Source organism: Arthrobacter ramosus, from assembly GCF_039535095.1.
GTDB lineage: Bacteria > Actinomycetota > Actinomycetes > Actinomycetales > Micrococcaceae > Arthrobacter > Arthrobacter ramosus.
The window spans coordinates 2602553-2623826 of sequence record NZ_BAAAWN010000001.1; the positions used below are offsets into that span (position 1 = coordinate 2602553).

At 60.6% G+C, this 21274-nt stretch carries 19 protein-coding genes; 10 read left to right on the top strand and 9 right to left on the bottom strand.

The annotated features are described in order from the left end of the window. Positions 1-3: 3 nt before the first annotated feature. The 7 genes from ABD742_RS12065 to ABD742_RS12095 all read right to left on the bottom strand — a co-directional run bounded on the left by ABD742_RS12065 (position 4) and on the right by ABD742_RS12095 (position 5594). The gene (locus ABD742_RS12065; RefSeq protein WP_234754840.1) at positions 4-486 is read right to left on the bottom strand and encodes a Rieske (2Fe-2S) protein; all 483 of its coding nucleotides are present in this window, start codon (positions 484-486) and stop codon (positions 4-6) included. Further along, positions 483-1496 (bottom strand): amidohydrolase family protein, encoded by a 1014-nt coding sequence (locus ABD742_RS12070; RefSeq protein ID WP_234754841.1) that lies wholly within the window; start codon positions 1494-1496, stop codon positions 483-485. The genes ABD742_RS12065 and ABD742_RS12070 overlap by 4 nt, the downstream gene beginning before the upstream one ends. A 30-nt stretch (positions 1497-1526) precedes the next feature. Further along, on the bottom strand, positions 1527-2645 hold the full coding sequence (locus ABD742_RS12075) for an amidohydrolase family protein (protein ID WP_234754842.1): 1119 nt from the start codon (positions 2643-2645) through the stop codon (positions 1527-1529). 277 nt (positions 2646-2922) lie between these two features. Further along, a complete protein-coding gene (locus ABD742_RS12080) occupies positions 2923-3114 on the bottom strand; it encodes a hypothetical protein (protein ID WP_234754843.1) in 192 nt (63 codons plus the stop codon). Positions 3115-3342: 228 nt separating this feature from the next. Then, on the bottom strand, positions 3343-4110 hold the full coding sequence (locus ABD742_RS12085; protein ID WP_234754844.1) for an FAD-binding protein: 768 nt from the start codon (positions 4108-4110) through the stop codon (positions 3343-3345). Further along, entirely contained in the window at positions 4026-4229 is a 204-nt protein-coding gene (locus ABD742_RS12090) for a type II toxin-antitoxin system RelE/ParE family toxin (protein ID WP_234754845.1), read from the bottom strand. Before ABD742_RS12090 ends, ABD742_RS12085 begins: the two co-directional genes overlap by 85 nt. Positions 4230-4439: 210 nt before the next feature. After that, positions 4440-5594: an ROK family protein gene (locus ABD742_RS12095; protein ID WP_234754846.1), complete on the bottom strand. Its 1155-nt coding sequence runs from the start codon at positions 5592-5594 to the stop codon at positions 4440-4442. Positions 5595-5858: 264 nt separating this feature from the next. Here ABD742_RS12095 and ABD742_RS12100 point away from each other — a divergent pair, with 264 nt between their 5' ends. Beyond that, positions 5859-6692: a sugar phosphate isomerase/epimerase family protein gene (locus ABD742_RS12100; RefSeq protein WP_234754847.1), complete on the top strand. Its 834-nt coding sequence runs from the start codon at positions 5859-5861 to the stop codon at positions 6690-6692. 38 nt (positions 6693-6730) lie between these two features. After that, positions 6731-7819: a Gfo/Idh/MocA family protein gene (locus ABD742_RS12105; protein WP_234754848.1), complete on the top strand. Its 1089-nt coding sequence runs from the start codon at positions 6731-6733 to the stop codon at positions 7817-7819. A gap of 94 nt (positions 7820-7913) precedes the next feature. Here the strand turns inward: ABD742_RS12105 and ABD742_RS12110 are convergent, their stop codons facing one another. Then, a complete protein-coding gene (locus tag ABD742_RS12110) occupies positions 7914-9113 on the bottom strand; it encodes an ROK family protein (RefSeq protein WP_344788058.1) in 1200 nt (399 codons plus the stop codon). Between the two features lie 127 nt (positions 9114-9240). Between ABD742_RS12110 and ABD742_RS12115 the strand changes: the two genes are divergently transcribed. From ABD742_RS12115 to ABD742_RS12145, 7 genes are all read left to right on the top strand, one after another. Next, positions 9241-10335, top strand: coding sequence for a Gfo/Idh/MocA family protein (locus ABD742_RS12115; protein ID WP_234754850.1), 1095 nt, complete (start codon positions 9241-9243; stop codon positions 10333-10335). A gap of 40 nt (positions 10336-10375) precedes the next feature. Next, positions 10376-11284: a sugar phosphate isomerase/epimerase family protein gene (locus tag ABD742_RS12120; RefSeq protein ID WP_234754851.1), complete on the top strand. Its 909-nt coding sequence runs from the start codon at positions 10376-10378 to the stop codon at positions 11282-11284. Positions 11285-11823: 539 nt separating this feature from the next. Continuing rightward, complete coding sequence (locus ABD742_RS12125) at positions 11824-13344, top strand: ABC transporter substrate-binding protein (RefSeq protein ID WP_234754852.1); 1521 nt, start codon at positions 11824-11826, stop codon at positions 13342-13344. Between the two features lie 39 nt (positions 13345-13383). Beyond that, the gene (locus tag ABD742_RS12130) at positions 13384-14325 is read left to right on the top strand and encodes an ABC transporter permease (RefSeq protein ID WP_234754853.1); all 942 of its coding nucleotides are present in this window, start codon (positions 13384-13386) and stop codon (positions 14323-14325) included. Continuing rightward, the gene (locus tag ABD742_RS12135; protein WP_234754854.1) at positions 14322-16136 is read left to right on the top strand and encodes a dipeptide/oligopeptide/nickel ABC transporter permease/ATP-binding protein; all 1815 of its coding nucleotides are present in this window, start codon (positions 14322-14324) and stop codon (positions 16134-16136) included. Before ABD742_RS12130 ends, ABD742_RS12135 begins: the two co-directional genes overlap by 4 nt. A gap of 11 nt (positions 16137-16147) precedes the next feature. Next, entirely contained in the window at positions 16148-17053 is a 906-nt protein-coding gene (locus ABD742_RS12140; RefSeq protein WP_234754855.1) for an ABC transporter ATP-binding protein, read from the top strand. Further along, positions 17050-18219 carry a Gfo/Idh/MocA family protein gene (locus ABD742_RS12145; RefSeq protein ID WP_234754856.1) on the top strand — a complete coding sequence of 390 codons (1170 nt, stop codon included), beginning with the start codon at positions 17050-17052 and terminating at the stop codon, positions 18217-18219. The genes ABD742_RS12140 and ABD742_RS12145 overlap by 4 nt, the downstream gene beginning before the upstream one ends. A 116-nt stretch (positions 18220-18335) precedes the next feature. Here the strand turns inward: ABD742_RS12145 and ABD742_RS12150 are convergent, their stop codons facing one another. Next, positions 18336-20009 (bottom strand): PAS domain S-box protein, encoded by a 1674-nt coding sequence (locus tag ABD742_RS12150; protein ID WP_234754857.1) that lies wholly within the window; start codon positions 20007-20009, stop codon positions 18336-18338. 109 nt (positions 20010-20118) lie between these two features. On the opposite strand from ABD742_RS12150, the gene ABD742_RS12155 reads away from it, so the two are divergent. Next, complete coding sequence (locus ABD742_RS12155) at positions 20119-21258, top strand: acyl-CoA dehydrogenase family protein (protein WP_234754858.1); 1140 nt, start codon at positions 20119-20121, stop codon at positions 21256-21258. Positions 21259-21274: the final 16 nt, after the last annotated feature.

Below are 21274 nucleotides of genomic sequence, written 5' to 3' on the forward strand. Positions count from 1 at the left end.
GAACTACTCCCCGACCCTTCGAGCTGGACGCTCCGCGCGCGCGGGCCTTTCCGGGCGGATACGGCGGGGACTGCAATACACTGCGCCGTCGCGGACTTCAATCTGGTAGGCGCCCAGCCTGCCTTTGAGCGCACCGCCCACGCTGGCACCCGTTCGCAGGCTGAACTCGTATCCATGCCATGGGCAGGTGACGATCTCGCCTTCTTGTGCGAAGTGATACTCGTTGCGCTCCGACGGCTCCATCGTGCCTTTGATGGCGCCATCACACATGTTGGCGGCCTGGTGCGGGCACTTCGAACCGATCGCGAAGACCCCGGCGAGGGTGCGCACCACGCACACCTCGCGGCCGCCGATCTCGACGCTCCGAAACTCATCCAGGACCATGTCGTCGTACTCGCACACATACTCGAAGTCCTCTGTCGAGGGACCGGTGACCGGGTCCGTTCGACGCAAGGCGGCGAGTGTGCCGGGCTGGGATTCGCTCATGACGTCACCGCTTCAACGCGGGGAAGCAAAGCGGCACCGTTGGAGAGAATGAGGGCGCCGTCGTCCGGGCCCAGTTGCTTGATGACGTCCCCGGGAGCATCGCCGTCGAAGGGACTATGCGAGCCAAACACGATGCGGCTCCGGAGTGCGTCGGTCGTGAAGTGGCGCGCCCAGTCGCCGTCCATGGTTGCTTCTTTCAGGGGCCAGGTGTTCAGCCACACCTGTTCGAGTACATATTTGCTGGGCGCATGTTTCACCCATGGAACGTCGTATCGGAACGTGCGCCATTCGCGGTCGATCCGCCACAACATCGATGGCAGCCAGCTGAAACCGAAACCTGAGAAGAGGAACCGGACCGCGGGGAACTTCTCGAGGGTGCCCTCGAAGGCAAGGCTGGTGATGTTGGATTCAGCGAGCTGCGACATGAGCACCTGACGGCTGAGTGCGCTGTAATGGACGCCGCCGCCAAGCGGCTGGGCGCCGGCGTACAGGCCCTCGACACCGCTGAAATGCACGATGATGGCGAGTCCGGTCTCGGCAGCCGCCTCGTAGATCTGGTCGTAGTGACTCGCTCCAAGCAGGCCGGCCCCGAGAGGAAGAGCGATGGCACCAAATACGTGCTCGGCAGCGCGGCGCCGGATTTCTGCCGCAGACCACCCTGGATCCCCTGGCTGAACCACGATAACCGGTACGTTGTTGCCTGACGACCATTTGTCGCGGGCTAATGAGTTGAAACCGGACAAGAATTCGGTGGCGGCGACTCCGTCGGCCCACCCGTTCACGGTGAGCGCCTGGTGCGGCATCAGGAGAACCTTGTCCGCCTCGGGCAGTGCGGCGGCAGAGACAGGTTGCTCACCGAACCTGCTTGACACGCGTATGTGATTGCTCGCCTCGGTCACGGAGCCAAGGAACTCTTTGCGCTCGAAGTGCTTTTGCCAGGACTTGTCCAAGTACGCGAGCACGTCGCGATAGTCGGTGACGGCGACGTGCCTGTCGGTGTCGATGATCATGGTTGACTGTCTTTCCTGCAATGTCATGGCTCAGAGCGTGAACGGGGTACGGAAGATCTTGTCGCCGAACACGCCGAGTGCGTTTTCGTAGCACACGGCGCGACGCAACCCTTCGGGGATTTTGTTGTGCAATACGAAGAAGGGGTCGTCGGTGTCGTAGTGGGGATAGTCGGAGCTGAAAAGCAACACGTCCGAGACCCCGGCGGGCGAGAAGAGGGCATCCAGCTCAGCCTGCGTCTCAACCTCATCAAGAGGCTGGGTGGTGAAGGTGATGTGTTCGCGAATGTATTCGCTCGGCTTCTTCTTGATCCGCAGCGCGGCGCCCGGGTCACGCTCCCAAAAAAGGTCGAGGCGGTTCATCAAAGAAGGCAGCCAGCTGAAGCCCCACTCCACAAAGACCACCTTGAGGCTGGGAAACGCCTCGAATGTTCCGTTGACGATGAGGTCAGCAACGTTGGCCGCGCCAACCTGGGTGAGCACCGAGTGACGCTCACCATACGAACGCGGCACGCCGCCGGCCGGTCCCTGGGAGAACGTGTAGCAGCCCTCGGACCCGCTCTGGTGGACGGCGATGGGCAGCCCGGCTTCGACGGCCGCCTCATAAATCGGGTTGTACCAGGAATCCCCTAGCATCCGCTCCATGACGAGCAGCTGCACGGCGACTACGCCAGGCGTGCCAGCGTGGCGGCGGATTTCCGCTGCGGCCTGGGCAGGATCGTGAGGTGAAACAGTGATGGCGAGGCCGAAGCGGGGGTCACGGTCGACCCAGGTCTCAACGAAGTAGTCATTGGTGGCGTTAACAAAGGCGTTCGCGGCATCAATGTCACCCCACGCGGTGGTGCCGTACGGCTGTTGCGGGAGCAGGAGCGCCGTGGTGATGCCATACGGGTCCAGATGCCGCTCAATGACGAGTTCCGGGTCTGACCCCGCGGGACCCCCGTCGGCGGGGTAGGCGTCCAGCCGCTGCGTGTCGGCCGGATGGTTGTACCGGTCGCGCGCCCGGGCGTAGGTACGTACGCCACGCTCCTCGAAGTGTCGACGCCAATGCGCGGTCAAATACGGATAGAAGTCTTCGGTGGTGCGTGCCATCGGATGCACGTCACAGTCCACGATGGGATCCCTGCCGGGTGGATTCAACGCCGTTGTCATGATCTCAACCTCCGTGATTAGTCTATGATCATGATTATATTCAAACGGTAAGGAATTGCAATCATCTGAGATGCTCGTCCAACGGCGCACGGTCTCGTTTGGGTTTGCGTGACCTCGCGGATCCAGAGCTGCGGCTCACAAACGGCAGATGTGTTCCCGCTAAATGAAAGGGACCTGCCTGGCGGTCTCCGAAACAGCCAGCCAGTGGTGTACCTGTGCTCGGAGGGCCGTGGGATCGAGGTGCCTGCGCAGAGCCGGATGTGCTTCGGTGACGCTCTCATGCCGACATCGACGTCAGCCATTCAGGCTGGGACTCGGAATCACTCCGGGCCATGAAGATCGCCGCCGAACGGGACAAGGACGCCCTCGACGTCGAGCGCATCCTGCGCCGCAAGGTGCTGAGGATGACATCACCAGGTTCGCCTGTTCCGCCCCCGTGCGATAGAAGGGCCTGGGCAGCCGGCTGCATGCGGAAATCATGCCGGAGTCCTGGCCGTTTTCTCCCTTGATGACCTGCTAGCCAACCCCGATTGAATCGCCAATTATCTGTTGCGACGTTGAACGGGGAAGCCGCCTCACACGCGGCCGCCCCTGCTGGACTCCCGGACACAGGTGCGCCCTCTGCGCCCGTGGCGGCAATGCTAGCCTTGGAAGGGCTCCGGCAGCACGGTGTTCTATGTAGCCCTTACAAGATTTGTCAGACTACGGCGTTCTCAATGGCTTCGAGGTCGAGGCGGTTCGGGGCCTGGGCTACGCTTCGTCCGGCGAGACGGCCAGAGACTATCGCCCATCCGATATCCAGGCCGTGGTTGAGGAGCTGGAGGCCTCCTTGACCCGTGGAACCGGCGGCCCACAGCCCCGGTATTGCCTCGCCATCGGCCTGTGTCACACGCAGCTCCGTGTCGACGGCGAGGCCGCCGTCGGCAAGGGTGATGAAGGCGTTCATTGGGCCCAGACCATAGAACGGTCCTTCGCTGACGCCGGCGCCAAGGTGCTGCCGGCCAAACCTGCTGTCCTTTCCGTTTGCAACATCGGCGTTCCATTCATCGACGGTGGAGTTCAGAACGGAGGAGGCAACGCCGATGCTCGCGGCGAGCTCCTCGATGGTTTCAGCCCGGTGGTAGACGTCCGAGCGGAATCGCTTGTAATCGTTGACGTAGGCGTAGGCCACGCCGGGGAAGGTCGAGACGGGATGGGGCCACGCTGAAAACTTTCTGGCCACCCGTTCGTCGAAGATCATGAAGGCCGTGTTCTTCTCATCAGCGGCTGCGGCGCGCGCCATGAGTTTGTCGGAGTCCTCGTTGGCTATCCGTTTCCCGGAATGCCCGATCAGGATGGCACCAGCCTGATACATCGTGTTGTTCGGGCCCACCCAGCTGGTCAGGGCGCTACGGATGACGTATGCGAGCAGCTTCTTTGGCAGTCGAACAGCCCATCCGCAATCGGGATGTTCGTTTTGTACCACTTGCTCCAGTTACCTGCCTTGTCGCCTGCAATGAGCAAAATCGCATGCCGCTCCGGGTCGAAGGCAAACAAGATCCGCAACTCACACCGACCGCTCGATCCAGGCCGCAGCTCCTTCATGTTCTTATGCCGCGAACGAACCGCCGGATCGACAAGCGGACGGTCGTGGCCTCAAACTCATGGAACTGCCATACCTCGTGCAGCTAGAAATAGGTGCACTCCCTACGGATCACGGCCGGAGCGCTGAACGGCGCCTGACAGCTGGGCACCGACGATGCCGTGGGAACCGTAGAAGTAGGAAATCTGGCTGACCTCGTGTCACGCTCCGCCTTATGAAAGCAGCGCAAGCGCACCTACCTTTGCCGCGCCAAGGAGCGCCAACTGCTTCCCCATGGGTTCCATCGAGATACTGAGGTTCCTTGTAGCAATCGGAAGCGCCTCACGGTATACAACACTTCTAATCCCCGCGAGGACTTCGTCAGTCAGCCGGACCATTTCTCCGCCCAGAATGATTGTGCGGGGGTTGAAAATGTCGACCAGTTCTGCTGTCAGCTCCCCCAGGCGGGTCGCTGCATCACGCACGGCGGCAGTAGCCGCGGGGTCACCGGACTTTATCAAACCGCGCAGGCGGTGTTCGTCATTGATCTCGTCGCTATCCTCGTCATGAATGCGCAACTGGGTAATGACCGCACGCAGGCTGGCAGATGCTCCCACACACCCTGTTTTACCGCAAATACAGACAAGGTCTCGGTTTCCGCCCGCCTTAAGGTGACCGATGTCGCCCGCGGAACCGTCAGCGCCACGATGGATCTTTCCATCAGCAGTGATCAGGCCTGCTCCGATACCCATCGACAAATGGAGATGCAGCAGAGGCAGTTGTGCTGGTCCACCTTCAGTGAAAGCACCCAGCGCCATCATGTTGGCGTTGTTGTCAACCAGTGCAGGCGCGTCGAAGTAAGCGCTCAGGGACCGGCGAAGCTCGAAGCCCTCCCATCCGGGCATGATGTATCGATGGGCAGTGACTCCGTTGACAAAGTCAACCGGCGCCGGGATGCTGGCGACAACTTGGTGCACGTCCTCATTCAACAGGCCATTGCGTTCAAGCAGTTCCTTGGCTGACGCGAGTACGAGGTCTAGCACGTCGGTCGGCGACGACGACAGAGAAACTCGAACTTCCTCCGTATCCAGCAATGCCGCGGTTGCATCGGACAGTGCCAAGTGGGTGAAGGAGCGCTCAAAATCAAGGGCAATCGTGAATCCGGCGCTTCGGCCCAACCGAAGACCAAGAGAAGGGCGCCCCCGCTGACCTTCGCGGGCAGTTTCCTCGGACAACAGGCCCCTTCCGATCATCTGATCCACGTGATGTCCGATCGTGGAGCGCGCCATGCCAGTCTGGCGTGAGATGTTGGCTCGACTCGTGGCCACACCCGAGGCGACCATCCGCAAGATGATCTGAGGAACCAGCTCCAAAGACGTAGATTTCATACATTAATCTTGCCACATGTGAGGATTTAAGTTCGGTGATCGAATTTAAAATGTCATCTGTTTCCCAAAACATCTGGGGAATAGCATCTAATTCACGGGGTTACTGTCCCTAACAATCGCCCTCCACCAGTTAGGCCGCCAGGCCTGCATTCAATCCACGAGAAAAGTGCTCAAATGTCGATTGCACCCAGCCAGTTTGCGCTGAATCCAATCCAGTGGCTCGCGACCCCGGACGGGTGGGTTGACCAGTCGCTGAAACCGCCCTTGGAACGCAGGCTCCCGGTAGTCGCATCTGCCGGCTTTACTGCCATAAAGTCTGAAGTTCCGCTCGGAATGACGGCGCAGACCTATCGGTCTCGGCTCGGCGAGTACGGGATCCGTCCGGGTCCCGGCTACGTTCCGATGCCCTGGTTCGAGGACAAATCCTCCAGAGCTCCCTTTTTGGAGCGGGCGCGCACGATCGCCGCCACAAATGCCGCCCTGGAGGCCCCGCTGGTTTTCCTCGCCATGGGCATGGACAAGAATGCGGCGAGGGTACTCCATCCAGGAGTCGGATTCGGACAGAGTTCAGACAGACTTGAGTCGGTCAGGGACTATCTTGCTGAGGCTGCGCAGATCATGGTGTCTGAAGGAGCCGTTCCTGCTCTCCACCCACATGTCGGGACGTGGGTTGAGACGGCGGACGAAGCTCGATTTGTTCTCGACACGGTTGATGAGAACATCCTGAAATTCGGTCCCGACGCGGGGCACCTTTCATGGACCGGAATCAACCCGGCGGAATTAATTGCGGAGTATGCCCCAAGGGTGGCTGGTATTCACATCAAGGACTACTTTGATGTCCTGTCGATGCGCAGTCGCACTGACGACATCGACTACCGCTCCACGGTGCTTGCGGGCTTCTGGACCGAACCTGGCTATGGCGATGCAAACATCGATGAGGTCCTGGATGCCGCCGGTCCGAGCTTCGACGGTTGGGTCGTAGTTGAAGTTGACCGGGGAACGGTCGCTCCGGACGAGAGCATCCGAAGGTGCGGAGAGTGGCTCGCCAGCAGATTTACGGACCCTCTTCCGGCTAAGGCGCATTCTCACACGTCTTGACTATTGGCCAAATATCCCTTCCTGCAGCGGAGTTACCCATGAAAAGCCCAACAAAGATACGCTTCGCCCTGGTCGGGGCCGGCGTCATAGGAAACCATCACCAGAAGGTCATGAAGGAGCTCTCCCCCGAGATCGAACTCGTCGCCGTCGTCGACCTGGAACTGCCCAAAGCGGAAAAAATCGCTTTCGCCCATGATGCACTCGCATTTACTTCGCTCTCAGAAGCGCTCGCTAACTGTGACTTTGATGCTGTTGCCGTCTGCACACCCACAGGGGCTCACGCAGCGGTGGGAATCGAGGCCCTGAACTCCGGCAAGCATGTCGTGATTGAAAAACCGGCCGAGATCAGCCTGGCAGCTACAGACGAGATAATCGCAGCGCAGCGAAGGTCTGGCTCGAAAGTCACCGTCATCTCCCAGCACCGCTTCGATCCGGCCGCGGAGATCCTGATGCAGGCGATCAGTGAGGGCGGACTTGGACGCCTGACGTCGGGGGTGGCAGCGATCAACTGGTGGCGCGGACAGAACTATTACGACTCGGGTGACTGGCGTGGCACTTGGGCCCTGGACGGCGGCGGGGCCCTCATGAACCAGGGCGTCCACACTGTCGATCTTCTAGTAGCTGCAATGGGCAAGCCAGTGGAAGTCTTTGCCTACACTGCTTGCCTCGCGCACGACCGCATTGAAGTCGAAGACGTCGCTGTCGGTGTCGTGAAATTCGACAGCGGCGCTCTAGGAGTCCTACACGGAACGACGGCGGCTTATCCGGGTCTGAGTGCCCGCCTTCAGGTGCACGGCGAAAGAGGCTCTGCCATCATCGACAATGACCAGCTGACATTCATCCACACCACTCCGGTTGGACATCCTCGGCCGGAGAAGCCACTTGGTGTCTCAGACTCCGCCAACCAAATTGACCGCCATGAGGTCTCCAACGGTTCAATACCCACCGCCGGCGCCAACCCGGGACAACTCTCTGACGCTCACCGCTATCAGTACAGCAATTTCCTCGCATCAATCCGTGGTGATGAGGAGCTTCGGGTTGGACTCGCTGAAAACCGTCAATCGCTCAGCGTCATACTCGGAGCCTACGAGTCTGCGCAGACCGGGTTGCCTGTGCGTTTGGCCTGACTCGGCACCATCGCGGGTTTTCAAGCGATCCTTGGTTGCCAGGCTTCGCCCCGCCGCGGAAACAGAAAGTATGCGTCCCGGAAGAGCGGCGTACCTACTCAGCCAAATACCTGGCCTGCCCGACCTGGGGCGACATGTCGAGCAGCTCATCCGCGCCAAGCCTCGCAGCACCGACCAAGGCCGCCTTATTTCCAAGACGCGACGGGCTAATCACCAAGCGGCGAGTGGCGATGGACAACGCCTCCTGATAGACAACGCCCCTGATTGTTGAGAGCACATCATCGCTGAGCTCAATCATTCCGCCACCCAGGACAATCGTCCTCGGGTTGAACATGTCAACCAAAATCGCCGTCAGCTGCCCCAAGTGACCTGCCGCATCTCGCAACGCCGCCAATGCGGCCGGATCCGCCTTTCGAACCAGCTGAGTCAGAGCCTCTCGCCCGGCCCGCGGATCTGTAACACTGTCTGTTTCGATACCAAGCTGGGACATGACGGCATGAAGACTCGCGTAGGCGCCGATGCAACCCACCTTGCCACACTGACAGCGCGCCTGAGCTCGGCTATCTATGCGCAAATGGCCAATGTCGCCCGCGGAACCGTCGGCACCGCGGTGGATTTTTGCGTCCGCCGTAATAAGCCCGGCACCGATCCCGGTCGAAAGCTGCAAGTGCAGCAATGGCAGCTCGTCGCGATGCACTGTTGTCGCTGCCCCCAACGCCATAAGGTTTGCATCGTTATCCATGAGTGCCGGAGCACCGAAGTGCTCACTCAGGATTTTCGCGATCTGAATCCCTTCCCAGCCAGCCATGATGGATCGGTGTGCCGTGACTCCCTCGTGGAAGTCCACGGGTGCCGGGACACTCGCTATGACCTGACGGACGTCGGAGAGTACGAGACCATGGCCGGAGAGGAGATCGGCCGCAGCATCGAGAACTTTCCCAATCACGGCCTTCGGGTCCGGATTCAACAGGATATCGATAGTGCGTGAGTCCACTACAGCGGCGCTGGCATCGGATATGGCAACGCAAGTGTTCGTACGATCAAAAATCACATCCACGACATATCCGGCGCCCCTGCCGACCGTCAATTCTCTCGCCGGGCGCCCCCGTGCCCCTTGGGACTCCTCCAACTCGGCGAGGACCTCATCGCGGAGCATTTGATCCACGTGTAGGCCAATCGTCGAGCGCGCCATCCCGGTCACACGCGCCGCCTGGGCCCGGCTCGTCACTTTACCTTCAGCAACCAAACGCAGGATCGTATTGGCTGGCGATCGGTCGGTTGATAACTCGCTCATGCACTCATTATGACCCATATCATCACATTTAGTCTGAAGATCGGACTTAAATCGGCATCTTGTGGCACAAAGATGTCCGCAGATAGCCTGCGGATAGTGGCTTTCCAACCCATCCAAAGGAACATCAATGACTCATAACATCGGCATCGTTGGCGCCGGCAATATCTCCGCGCGCTACATGCAAGGCCTGCAAAAGTACCCCGAACTGAAGGTCAACTACATCGCAGACATCGACCACGCGCGGGCCGCCACACTTGCCTCAGAATTCGCCGTGCCGCGTTCCGGCAGCGCTGATGCGCTCCTTGCGGACGACAGCATCGACATCGTCATCAACCTGACACCACCGAATCTGCACGCCCGGACTGTCATCCAGGCGCTGGAAGCCGGGAAGAGCGTCTACGTAGAGAAGCCTCTGGCAACGACCCGGGAGGATGGGCTGCTCATGCTGAAGGCTGAACGCGAGAATCCCGGCATTCTCGGTTCCGCACCGGACACGTTCCTGGGCAGCGCAGGACAAACCGCCCGGCACGCCATAGACTCCGGCTACATCGGCACGCCGATCGGAGCAAGCGCATTCGTCCGCTCTTCACGAGCAGAAACCTGGCACCCCAGCCCCGGCTTCCTCTTCCAGCAGGGAGGCGGACCGGTCATGGACATGGGCCCGTACTACATCGCAGCCCTCGTGAACTGCCTCGGTCCGATCCGCCGAGTAAGCGCCGACGCACGCATCGGGTCCGAAACGAGAATTGTCACAGCCCCCGACCGGACCGTGGACGAAATCCCGGTCACCGTCAATACACACGCATCCGCTGTCTTCTCTTTCGCCTCCGGCGCCATCGGGACGGTTCTTATGAGCTTCGATATCTGGGACACCACTCTGCCCAGAATCGAGATATACGGAACCGAAGGAACACTGAGCCTGAATGACCCGAATACCTTCGACGGCGATGTGCGGCTCAAGCGGCGCGAGCACGGCGAGTGGCAGGTGCTTGAGCCTGTGACACCCCTGTTCGGAACCGTCGGCACGCCAGAGCAGCACCGCCGTGGACTTGGCGTGAATGACCTTGCTGGCGCATTGGCCGGCGGACCGCACCGGGCCAGCTCAAGCTTCGCTTTCCACGTTCTGGACGCCATGCTAGCGATCGACGAGGCAGCAGCCGCCAAACAAACCATCCTCCTTGAGAGCCGGACCGAGCGTCCGGCACCGTTGTTCAATTCCTGAACCGGGGCTTCGGCCTCACATCCTTGAAAAGAGTTTTCATTTGCCTATTTCCCCCAGCCAGTTCGCCATCAATCCGCTCCAGTGGGTCGCCACGGACGACGGATGGATCAACCCCGGGCTTGCCCCTGCGCTCCCCGATCGTCTAGCCAGGATTGCTGCCGCGGGATTCACCGCGATCCAGTCCGAGGTTCCGTCCGGCTCCAGCGTGGCCGAATATGCTCACGCCCTTGAAGTCGCTGGTATTCGCCCGGGCCCGGGATACGTCGGATTGCCCTGGGAAGAGCAATCTGCCGACAGGGCGCAATACCTCGAACGCGCCAGGGTTCTTGCCGCCAACAATATCGAGCTTGGCAATGGGCTGCTCTTCCTGGCAATGGGTATGCAACGTGACGCACCGCGCGTGGCACATCCCGCCGTCGGTCACGACCACAACCCCGCGCGGCTGGAGCGGGTCCGGGACTACCTCTCCGAGGCCGCTGAAATCATCACCGCCGAAGGCGCAGTCGCCGCCTTGCACCCACACATCGGAACCTGGGTGGAAACCGCAGACGACGCCCGCTTCGTCCTGGACACGGTGGACGAGAAAATCCTGAAATTCGGTCCCGACGCCGGACACTTTGCTTGGACTGGCATCGATCCAGCCCTGATCATCGCCGAATACCGCACTCGAGTAGCCGGGATCCACATCAAGGACTACCGATTGGATGTAGCACTCAGGAGCCGCACCGAAGATATTGATTACCGATCCACGGTCCGTGCTGGAATCTGGACCGAGCCCGGAGCCGGCGACGCCGATATCCCTGGAATCTTGGCCTCCGCTGGTGATGACTTCACAGGCTGGGTGGTCGTCGAAGTGGACCGCGGAACCACGGAAGCCCCTGAAGACAGTGTTGATCTGTGCGGTCGCTGGTTTACGAGCCACTTCGGACTGGAGAATGCTTCGCGCTGAATCTGCGGGAAGTCCTCGGCCGGCTGCTCATCTTTTTGAGCGGCCGGCCGATCCTGTCCCCCGCCCCTTGGCTGGCGGGTTACGTCACGCGCGCTTAGGCGAGCACCTCGAACTCAGTCACCTTAGGAGCACACACGTTTTGACCCCTCGAATAAGGATCCGCTCCGTCTTGGCTTGGGCCGGATCGATTTGTGCCCAGTACAGCATGATCATGGCCGGATTGACGCGCGAATCCGAGGCGTCTCTCGCCGTCGGACCCGACGGTAGGCAACGCCGACCTTTGCATCAATTACGTCGATTAGAAAACTAATTTCGGCATCTTGCGAACAGCTGAATGCTAAATGATGCTTAAACAAAGCAGTGACGGGGACCACAGCAAGGTCTACGGAAAGGTCGCAGGCGTGCCGAGCGCAGAAGCGGCTTCCCGTGTTCACCAAGCAAGCCCCGAACCACGCGGGGGCGACAATCCTGAATCTTACAAACGCCAAAGCAAGCACTAGCTTGCAGTTGAAATTCCAGTTCCTTCAAGGAGTAAGACCATGAAACGAAAGCTCATACTTGCCGGCGCCGTGTCGCTGGCGCTGGCGATGTCGGCCTGCGGGGGTAGCGGGGGCGCTGCATCAGGTGGCGCCAAAGCCGGTGGCACCCTGAATCTCGCTGTATCCCAGTCCCTGAAGTCCTGGGACCTCGCCGAAGCAAGCATGGGGAATGCCGAACAGTACTACGAACCGGTCTTCGATGCGCTGCTTCACATGGACTCCAAGGGTGCTCCCACCGCGAACCTCGCCACTTCGTGGGACTACGACGCATCCCTGACAACTCTGACGCTCAAGCTGCGGACCGACGTGAAGTTCAGCGACGGAGCGCCGCTTGACGCAGACGCGGTCAAGGCCAACCTGCTGCACACGAAAGCCGGAAAAGGTGAAGCTGCAGCCCTGATCAAAGCAATTTCTGACGTTCAAGTTACAAATCCGTCAACTGTCGTGGTTAAGTTGTCCACCCCGACTCCATCGCTTCTGAGGAGCCTGGCGAATGTTCCCGGTATGATCGCCAGCCCGAAGTCACTCACGAGTCCCCAGGTCCCCGTGGGTTCGGGACCCTACACCCTCGACGCGGCAACCACTACGGCCGGCACCGAGTACGGATTCGTCGCGAATCCGAACTATTGGGAGAAGAATTCCTACCCGTTTGAAAAGGTAGACATCAAGACGATGTCCGACCCGACTGCGCGGACCAATGCGCTTCTGTCTGGTCAACTCGACGGCGCCGGCATTTCCCCGGACCGTGTCGACGCTGTCAAGGCCGGCGGCCTCAAGGTTGACACGGTTACTCCCGGGGTCGTTGAAGGACTCTACATCTGGGACAAGAAGGGCGCGATCGTACCGGCTCTTGCCGATGTCCGAGTGCGTCAAGCTCTCAACTACGCGTTCGACAGCGCATCCATTGTAAAAATCGCCAAGAAGGGCCTGGGGACGCCGACGACCCAACATTTCACGTCTGACAGCGAAGCTTTTGTGCCCGAATTGGATCAGACTTACAAATATGACCCTGCGAAAGCCAAGGCGCTACTCGCCGAGGCCGGCTACGCTAACGGTTTCGACGTTGTCATGCCCGACATTTCATCGCTCTTCCCAGAGATGCAGGCTGCCATGGTTGAGCAGTTGGGGAACGTCGGTGTGAGGGTCAAACTGGACAAAATTCCATTCGATCAATTCATGCCCTCAATTCTTGCCGGCAAGTACGCCATGTCCTACTTCAAGACAGGAGGCGCCGATCCCTGGATCGCCATCCAGCTCATCGTTTCCAAGCAGGCCACATGGAACCCATTCCACTACGAAGACAAGCATGTAACTGACTTGTTGTCCCGGATCAGTACCTCCACCGGATCTGCGCAGGTCGCCCTGTATAAGGAGCTGAACACGTACTTGGTCCAGCAGGCCTGGGATGCACCTTGGGATGTTGTGAAGGACGTCTACGCTTCCTCGAAGAACGTCCAGGTCACAATGCATCCGTTCTACCAGACCCCGCCCTTGTTCAACTTCAAGCCAGCTAGCCAGTAGCCCCGGCTCAAGACCACCAGAAACTAGAAGGAGGACGGGATGGCCGTGTTTCTGATTCGGCGCCTGTTGGCAGGGATCCTACTCGTGATCCTCGTCGCCAGCGCGACCTACATCTTGCTGAATTACACAGGATCTGACGTGGCTCGCAACATTGTGGGGGAAACAGCGACGCCGGAACAGGCCCTGGCCAAGGCCGCGGAACTCGGGCTCGACCGACCGCTGGGGTCCCGCTATTTCGATTGGCTCGGTACAACCCTCAGCGGCGACCTGGGCAAGTCGTGGTTCAACAACGTTCCTGTTTCGACCACATTGTTGAATGGCCTTCCGGTAACCCTGTCGATCATTTTCGGTGCCTTGGTCCTGTCAGCCTTGGTCAGTGTCATCCTGGGCTCGCTGGCAGCTGTCCGTGCTGGCTGGTTTGATAAGACCGTCCAGGCTTCGGCGGTACTGGCCGATTCGATCCCCGGGTTCCTCGTGGCGCTCGTTCTGGCCATGGTGGTCGCGGTCAACCTCGGTTGGCTGCCAGCGACAGGTTTCGTGCCATTCCAGCGCTCTGCGGTTGAATGGTTGCGATCCATTACGTTGCCGTCGGTTGCACTGGCATTCGGAGCCACCGCAGCAACCACCCTGCAACTTCGCGGCTCCATGCTTGACGTGCTCAAACTGGACTACGTGCGCACACTCCGCAGCCGCGGCTTGAGCGACCGGCGGGTTGTATTCAAGCACGTCCTCCGCAATGCGGCACCTCCGGCTGTTACCGTGCTCTCCCTTCAATTCATCGGCCTGGTCGGAGGAGCTGTCATCGTCGAAAAAGTCTTCGGGCTTCGGGGCATCGGCAGCATCGCGACTTCGGCGGCGGTCCAGGGAGACGCGCCGGTGGTGCTGGGCGTCGTGATCGTGATGGTCCTGATCGTTGTCGTCGTAAATCTCATTGCTGACCTTGCCTACGGCTGGCTCAACCCCAAGGTGCGTGCAGAATGACCATCCCTCCTATTGACGGCACAGTGACCGCCACAGCTGCGAGCGGGGAGACGGCTAAGCGACGTCACATCGTCGTCAGGCTGCTCCAGGACCCCGTCGCGATCTGCTGCATCTTCGTCCTGTTGCTGCTGACTGCCGCGAGCGTTCTGGCTCCTTTCCTCACGGACCAAGATCCGATTAAGTCTTCGCTTGCCGAGACCCTTGCGCCAATGAGCCAGCAACACCCCCTTGGTGCCGATGGCGTGGGGCGCGATGTTGTGGCCCGATTGCTGTACGGAGGCCAGACCAGTCTGGCTGCAGCTTGCGTGGCCGTTTTGGTCGCGTTTGCCGTGGGTGTACCCGCCGGTCTCTTTGGCGGCTACTATCGCGGTCGCGCCGACGCCATCCTGGCCTGGGCCAGCAACTTCATCATGGCGGTCCCGGCCATCATCATCCTCCTTGTGGTCATGGCCGCGGTTTCCCAGAGTACTTACGTCGCCATGGCGGTCCTGGGACTGATCGTTTCGCCGTCCGTCTACCGCTTGGTTCGGGCATCCGTAGTGTCAGTACGCGAGGAACTGTTCGTTGACGCGGCGAAGGTCTCGGGTCTGTCTGATGCGCGGATCATGCGCCGGCACATCCTTCCTGTTGTCCAAGCCCCTTCCATCATTCAGGCTGCCCAGATCTTCGGCGTTTCAATCGGTATCCAGGCCGGCATCGCCTTCCTGGGTCTGGGTTCGCCCACCGAAGCCAGCTGGGGCGCAATGTTGAACGACGCGTTCGCCAACATCTACTCCGCGCCGCTGTTGCTCCTATGGCCTGCACTGATCATCTGCATGACCACGGCCTCGCTCGCCCTGCTGGCCAACTCCCTGCGCGACAGCCTCTCTGGCTCCAGGAGGCGGCCCACACGGCACTCAGATCGCGTCCGTGATGGCGCACCGTCGAGCGAAGGATCGGCTGCTGGGGATTTCGCCGAAGTGGCGGACGATGTCTTGCTCGCAGTGGACCATCTGAAGGTGGATTACCCGGTCGACGGCGGTCGGCGAACCGTGGTGGACGGGGTATCCCTGACCGTCCGCCGCGGTCAGGTCCTGGGACTGGTGGGAGAATCCGGTTCGGGCAAGAGCCAGACAGCCTTTTCCCTTCTCGGCCTGTTGCCTCCGGAGGCGAGGGTTTCGGCTGGCCGGCTGCTGTTTGATGGCGCGGAGATGAAAGGACTGGGGCGTAGCGCCATGAATCGACTTCGTGGAAAGCGCATCGCTTACGTGCCACAGGAGCCTATGTCCAACCTGGACCCATCGTTCACCATTGGTTCCCAATTGGCAGAGCCGGTACGCCAGCACATGAAGGTCTCAGCCAAGGAGGCAAAGGCACTCCTGCTCGGTCTCCTTGAACGCGTGGGCATCAACGACCCCGCCCGGGTGTACTCCTCGTATCCGCATCAAATATCAGGAGGCATGGCACAGCGGGTACTCATCGCCGGCGCGATTTCCTGTGATCCTCATCTGTTGATCGCGGACGAGCCGACTACCGCTTTGGACGTCACGGTCCAAGCCGAAATACTCGACCTGATCCGGTCCCTGCAGGCGGAACGCAACATGGGCGTCATCCTCGTGACCCACGATTTCGGCGTGGTTGCCGACATCTGTGATCGCGTGGCCGTCATGCATACCGGAAAAATCGTTGAAACTGCCTCCGTCAAGGAGCTGTTCTCGACCCCGCACCATGAATACACCCGGATGTTGCTGTCATCCACTTTGGAGGACGCCAAGCCGAGGTCCCCTTTGAAAAGCACGCCGAAGTTGCCTAAAAGGGCACAAACCGCCTGATGGGAAGCCACATGATCGCCTCTGTTGAAGCCCCCGCAGAATCACACAATGGATCGGACGGTCCGTTGCTGAGCATTGAGAACGTAACGGTCCAATACCCTTCCAAAAGATGGCGCAGCCCCGATTTCCTGGCCCTCAAGGGGGTCTCACTGGACATACGGGCGGGCGAAACAGTTGGATTGGTGGGCGAATCAGGCTCGGGAAAGACCACCCTCGGACGGGCAGTCCTCGGACTTGCACCGGTTACCACTGGACTCATCCGCTACGACGGCCAAGTCATCTCGGCCATGAACCGCAAGCAGCGGCGGACCCTCAGCGATGAAATCCAGGTCGTGTTCCAAGACCCTTACACGTCACTTAATCCGGCCCTGACCGTGCTTGACATCCTTACGGAGCCTTTGCTCACCGCAGGCACCAGGCGGGCTGAGGCCGAACAGCGGGTGAAAGACCTGCTTGAACAGGTCCATCTTCCACGGGACGCATCAAACCGGCTGCCCCGGGAATTCTCCGGCGGACAACGTCAGCGTATCGCCATCGCCAGGGCACTGTGCCGGGATCCGCGCCTGATCGTCTGCGACGAGCCTGTCAGCGCACTCGACCTGTCGAACCAGTCACGTGTCCTTGACCTATTTATCGAAATCCAGGAGCGCACGGGGGTTTCGTACCTCTTTGTGACCCACGACCTCTCGGTGGTGCGCTACATCAGCCATCGTGTTGCGGTCATGTACAAAGGAGAAATCATCGAAACCGGAGACGCAGCCAAGGTCACCACTCAGCCGCAGGAGCCCTACACGCAGAGGCTGCTGCTGGCCGCGCCTGTTCCCGATCCTGCCCGGCAGGCAAGCCGCCGGGCTGCCCGCCAAAAGTTCAGCGCCCAGCTGCGCGTGGCCGGTCCAATAGATAACCGTGCCTCATGAGGGCCCCGGCACAAGGTTCCACCCGTCAGTCATCCTCCGCGCTGGGAGTAGCCGCGATCGGATACGCCTTCATGGGCAAGGCACACTCGAATGCGTGGCGCAACGCGGCCAGCTTCTTCGATGTCCCGGCCATCGAACAGAAAGTGCTCGTTGGCAGGGATGCCCGGCAGGTCACCGAAGCCGCTGCCAAGTACGGGTGGGCTGAGGCCGCTACGGACTGGCGCGAAGTGATCGCCCGGGACGACATCGACATCGTGGACATCTGCACGCCCGGCTGGATGCACGCCGAAATCGCCATCGCCGCCCTTGAAGCCGGCAAGCACGTCCTGGTCGAAAAACCCCTGGCAAACACCCTGGCCGAGGCCGAAGCCATGGCCGCGGCCGCGCGCGCGGCCCGCGAACGCGGCGTGCACTCCATGATCGGCTTCAACTACCGCCGCGTCCCGGCCCTGGCCCTCGCGAAGGAACTGATCGCCGAAGGCAGGCTCGGCACCGTCCGGCACGTTCGCGCTGCCTACCAGCAGGACTGGCTCAGCGACGCACGTTCCCCCATGACCTGGCGCCTTACCAAGGACACCGCAGGCTCCGGCGCCTTGGGCGACATAGCCTCCCACGCTATCGATCAAGTATTGTTCCTGCTCGGCGGCTCCGTCACCGAAGTTTCCGGGCGACTGCACACCTTCGTGACCAGCCGCCCGGGAACGAACGGTCCCGAAGATGTGACAGTGGACGACGCCGCATGGGTCACTCTGACCCACGGCTCCGGAGCCATCGCTTCTGTGGAAGCTTCACGCATGGCCACCGGGCAGAAGAACTCCCTCAAGCTCGAAGTCTATGGGGACAAGGGTGCCCTGCTTTTCGACCTCGAAGAACTCAACGAACTCGCCTTCCTCGATGCCACCCTTCCCGTCAGGGAACGAGGCTTTAGCCGCGTCCTCGTCACCGAACCCGAACACCCCTACATGAACGCTTGGTGGCCGCAGGGACACATCATCGGCTGGGAACACACCTTCACCCACGAAATCCGCGACTTCCTCACCGCGATCGGAAACGGCACCGAGCCGTCGCCGTCGTTCGACGACGGCCTGTCCGTCCAACGCATCCTGGCCGCCGTCGAGGAAAGTTCCGCCGCCAAAAGCTCCCTCATCCAGCTAGCGGGTCCCTAGGCATTAGGACCTAACGAGCATCGCAAACGTAAACCCGACGTCATGGACCCTTGAGCGCCCCACCGCTCAAGGGTCCATGGCTTTGAATCCCAAAAATCGGCCGACTGGTTGTCACCTCATGAGCCAAAGTCTCTGGCCAAAGGCAATTCGAACGTGAACGAGGCACCCCTGGACTCATTTTCCACGGCGTAGATTCTGCCGTGCTGACGCGTGATAATGCGGTGGCTGAGAGCTAGGCCAATGCCGCTTCCCGTGGACTTCGAGGTGAAAGCTCCGTCGAAGATGCGGCCGTCCGGAATGTGGGACAGGCCTTTGCCGCGATCAGCCACCCGGAAAACGCCGGCCGTCTCGGTCGCGTACGTCGTGATGACGACGTGCCGCTCTCGCTGCGGCCAGCCAGACATCTCATCGATGGCATTGTGGCAAAGGTTCAGGATCACCTGCCCCGTAAGGACTTTCTCGCAGCGGATCCAGATCGGGCTCTCGCTCATGACCAGCTGCAATTCCGTCTCGTGTTGATCGGCCCGCAACCGAACGAAGTACAGGCAATCCCTGACGATCTCGTTCAAGTCCGCCACTTGTTCGGAATGCTCCAACCGCACGACGAAATCGCGCAGGCTCTTCACGATCTGGTTTGCCCGGTCGATTTGCAGCCGGGCATTATCCAGCCCATAAATAAGATCATTGATGCTACTCTCGGGATCCCTTACCCGGCGGGATACTCCGTCCACGAAGTTCGTTGCTGCCGCAAGTGGTTGGCCGAGCTCGTGGGCGATCGCCATGGCCATATCACCCATCGCGTTGTACCGTCCCAGGTAATTCAGGTGCTCAAGGTCCCGCCGATGCTCTTCTTCGGCAGCAACCTGCTCCGTAATGTCCTGGAGCAGCAGCATAGCGCCGGTGAGATCCTTTTCAAGTGCTAGGTACTGGCAGCTGACGCCGAACCATTTGTTGGCACCGTCGGGATGCGCAACTTCGATGCGCAGACTCGAGGAGGATCCGTCAGCGGGGTCCCTGGCCAGAGCTTTCTCCAGGGCAGGCCTCGAGGAGACGGCGCAGAGGTCAACGAAGCTCTCCCCCACCAGCTCGTCCACTGCGTGCCCAAGTTGACCCGCTGCTGCTCCACTGGCGAAAGTGATTCGGCCATCCCAGTCCAGCACGAGGATACCCTCAGCCATGCGCCGCAGGAATGCCTGCAAACGCCCCTCTGTCCTCTGTAGGTCCGATTTCAGGGATTCTTCCTTCTCGATGTCCCGGAACTGAACCATGATGGCCTCGCCGGCTGTCAGTCCGACCCGGACCGCAATGGCTTCAGTCAGGAATTCCCGCCCCGTCTTGGACCGGTACATCCACTCGGTTCTGCTGATTCCGTGGTCGGCCGCATCCTGAAGCCATTGCACACCCACCGAGCGGCGGAATCGGGAATCCGCGCTACTCATGTCCGGCGCCTTGAGCGGTTTCAATTCCTCCAAGGTGAAGCCCAGCATTTCGCAGGCAGCCTGGTTGGCCCAGAGGATGTCCTTGGTGACGGCGTCATGGATCAGGATGCAGTAACTCAGCGACTGGACGAGACGTTCATAATCCTCGGTGGTGGGGCCTGGCCGGACAGAAAGGCCCGGACCGGAAGAAACCTTCGGTCCGGCGGACGGATCCGGCTGTATGGACGGAGGGGGACTAATGTCGCTGGGCTCGACAGTCCGGCCCAGCGGTTCGCCCGGCAAGGAAATAGGCACAAACAATCTTAGCGCGTGAACGCCATTTCCCGCATAGGTATTTCCTTTACTTTTCATTGGTATTTCCTTGGTTCACGGCTACGAATCACCGATTGAAGGCAATCGGCCCGACAAATACTCTTAATGCCAGAAGACATTTGTCCGCAGTATTGATTGGAGAAATTCGATGACCGACGTTCTGGATACAGCCCTGCAAACCACCCTCGACGGCGTGCTCGAAGTCATCGCCCGGCGCCGGGAAGAATTCGGAGAAAAGAAATTTGTCCCTCGGGACATCATTTCAGAATTCAAGAAGGTGGGTATTTACCGTGCCGCCACGCCGCGGCGCTTCGGCGGCGATGCCCTTCCGCCGAGCCGGTTTCTCCGGATCATCGAACAAATCTCCGCGGTGGATGCCTCAGCCGGCTGGGTCGCCAGCTTTGGCTCCTCTGTCTACCTGGCTGCCCTCCCCCTCGATACCCAGGCCGAGCTCTACGCGGACGGCCCCGACGTCGCATTTGCCGGGGGGCTTTATCCGGTGCGGAAGGCCGAACGCAGTGACGACGGCTGGAATGTAACGGGCGAATGGAAATTCTCCAGCGGCTGCAGGGGCGCCGACATCCTTGGCGTTGGACTCGTGGGCAACGAACACACCGGCGGCAAGCCGCTGACCGCCCTGCTCCGCCCCGAGCAAGTCGAGATCGTTGAGAATTGGGACGTCATCGGCCTCAACGGCACGGGCAGCCATGACCTGAGAGTCACCGGCCAGGTGGTCCGGGACGAATGGACTTTTGTCCGCGGCGGCGAGCCCACCGTTGACGAGCCCTTGTACCGCTACCCCGCCATTGCCTACGCAGCCCAGGTACTGGCCGTCGTCAATCTCGGCGCGGGCCGCGCGGCCCTGGACTACGCCATCAGCACGGGCAGCGGGCGCACCGGAATTACCGGTGCACCCAAGCTTGCAGACAGGGCATACTACCGGATGGACGTGGCCAAAGCCGAGGCGGAACTCCGCTCGGCACGGGCGTTCTTCTACGAGATCTCCGATGAGGTGTACGCCACGGTCGAGGCTGGCGACCCGGCGACGGACAAGCAAAAGGCGCTGTTGCGCCTGGCTTCCACCCATGTTGCACGTGTCGGTGCCAAGGCTGTGCATACTGCCTACACTCTCTCCGGAACGGCGGCCATCTACGACGTCAACCCGATGCAGCGCTATTTGCGCGACGCGTCGGTCGTCACGCAGCACGCCTTTCTGGGCGACGGGATCTACGACGGCGCGGGCGCTGTCCTGATGGACGTCCCGCCGTCGATCCCTGCCTTCATCTGATATCGCACCCCAAGGA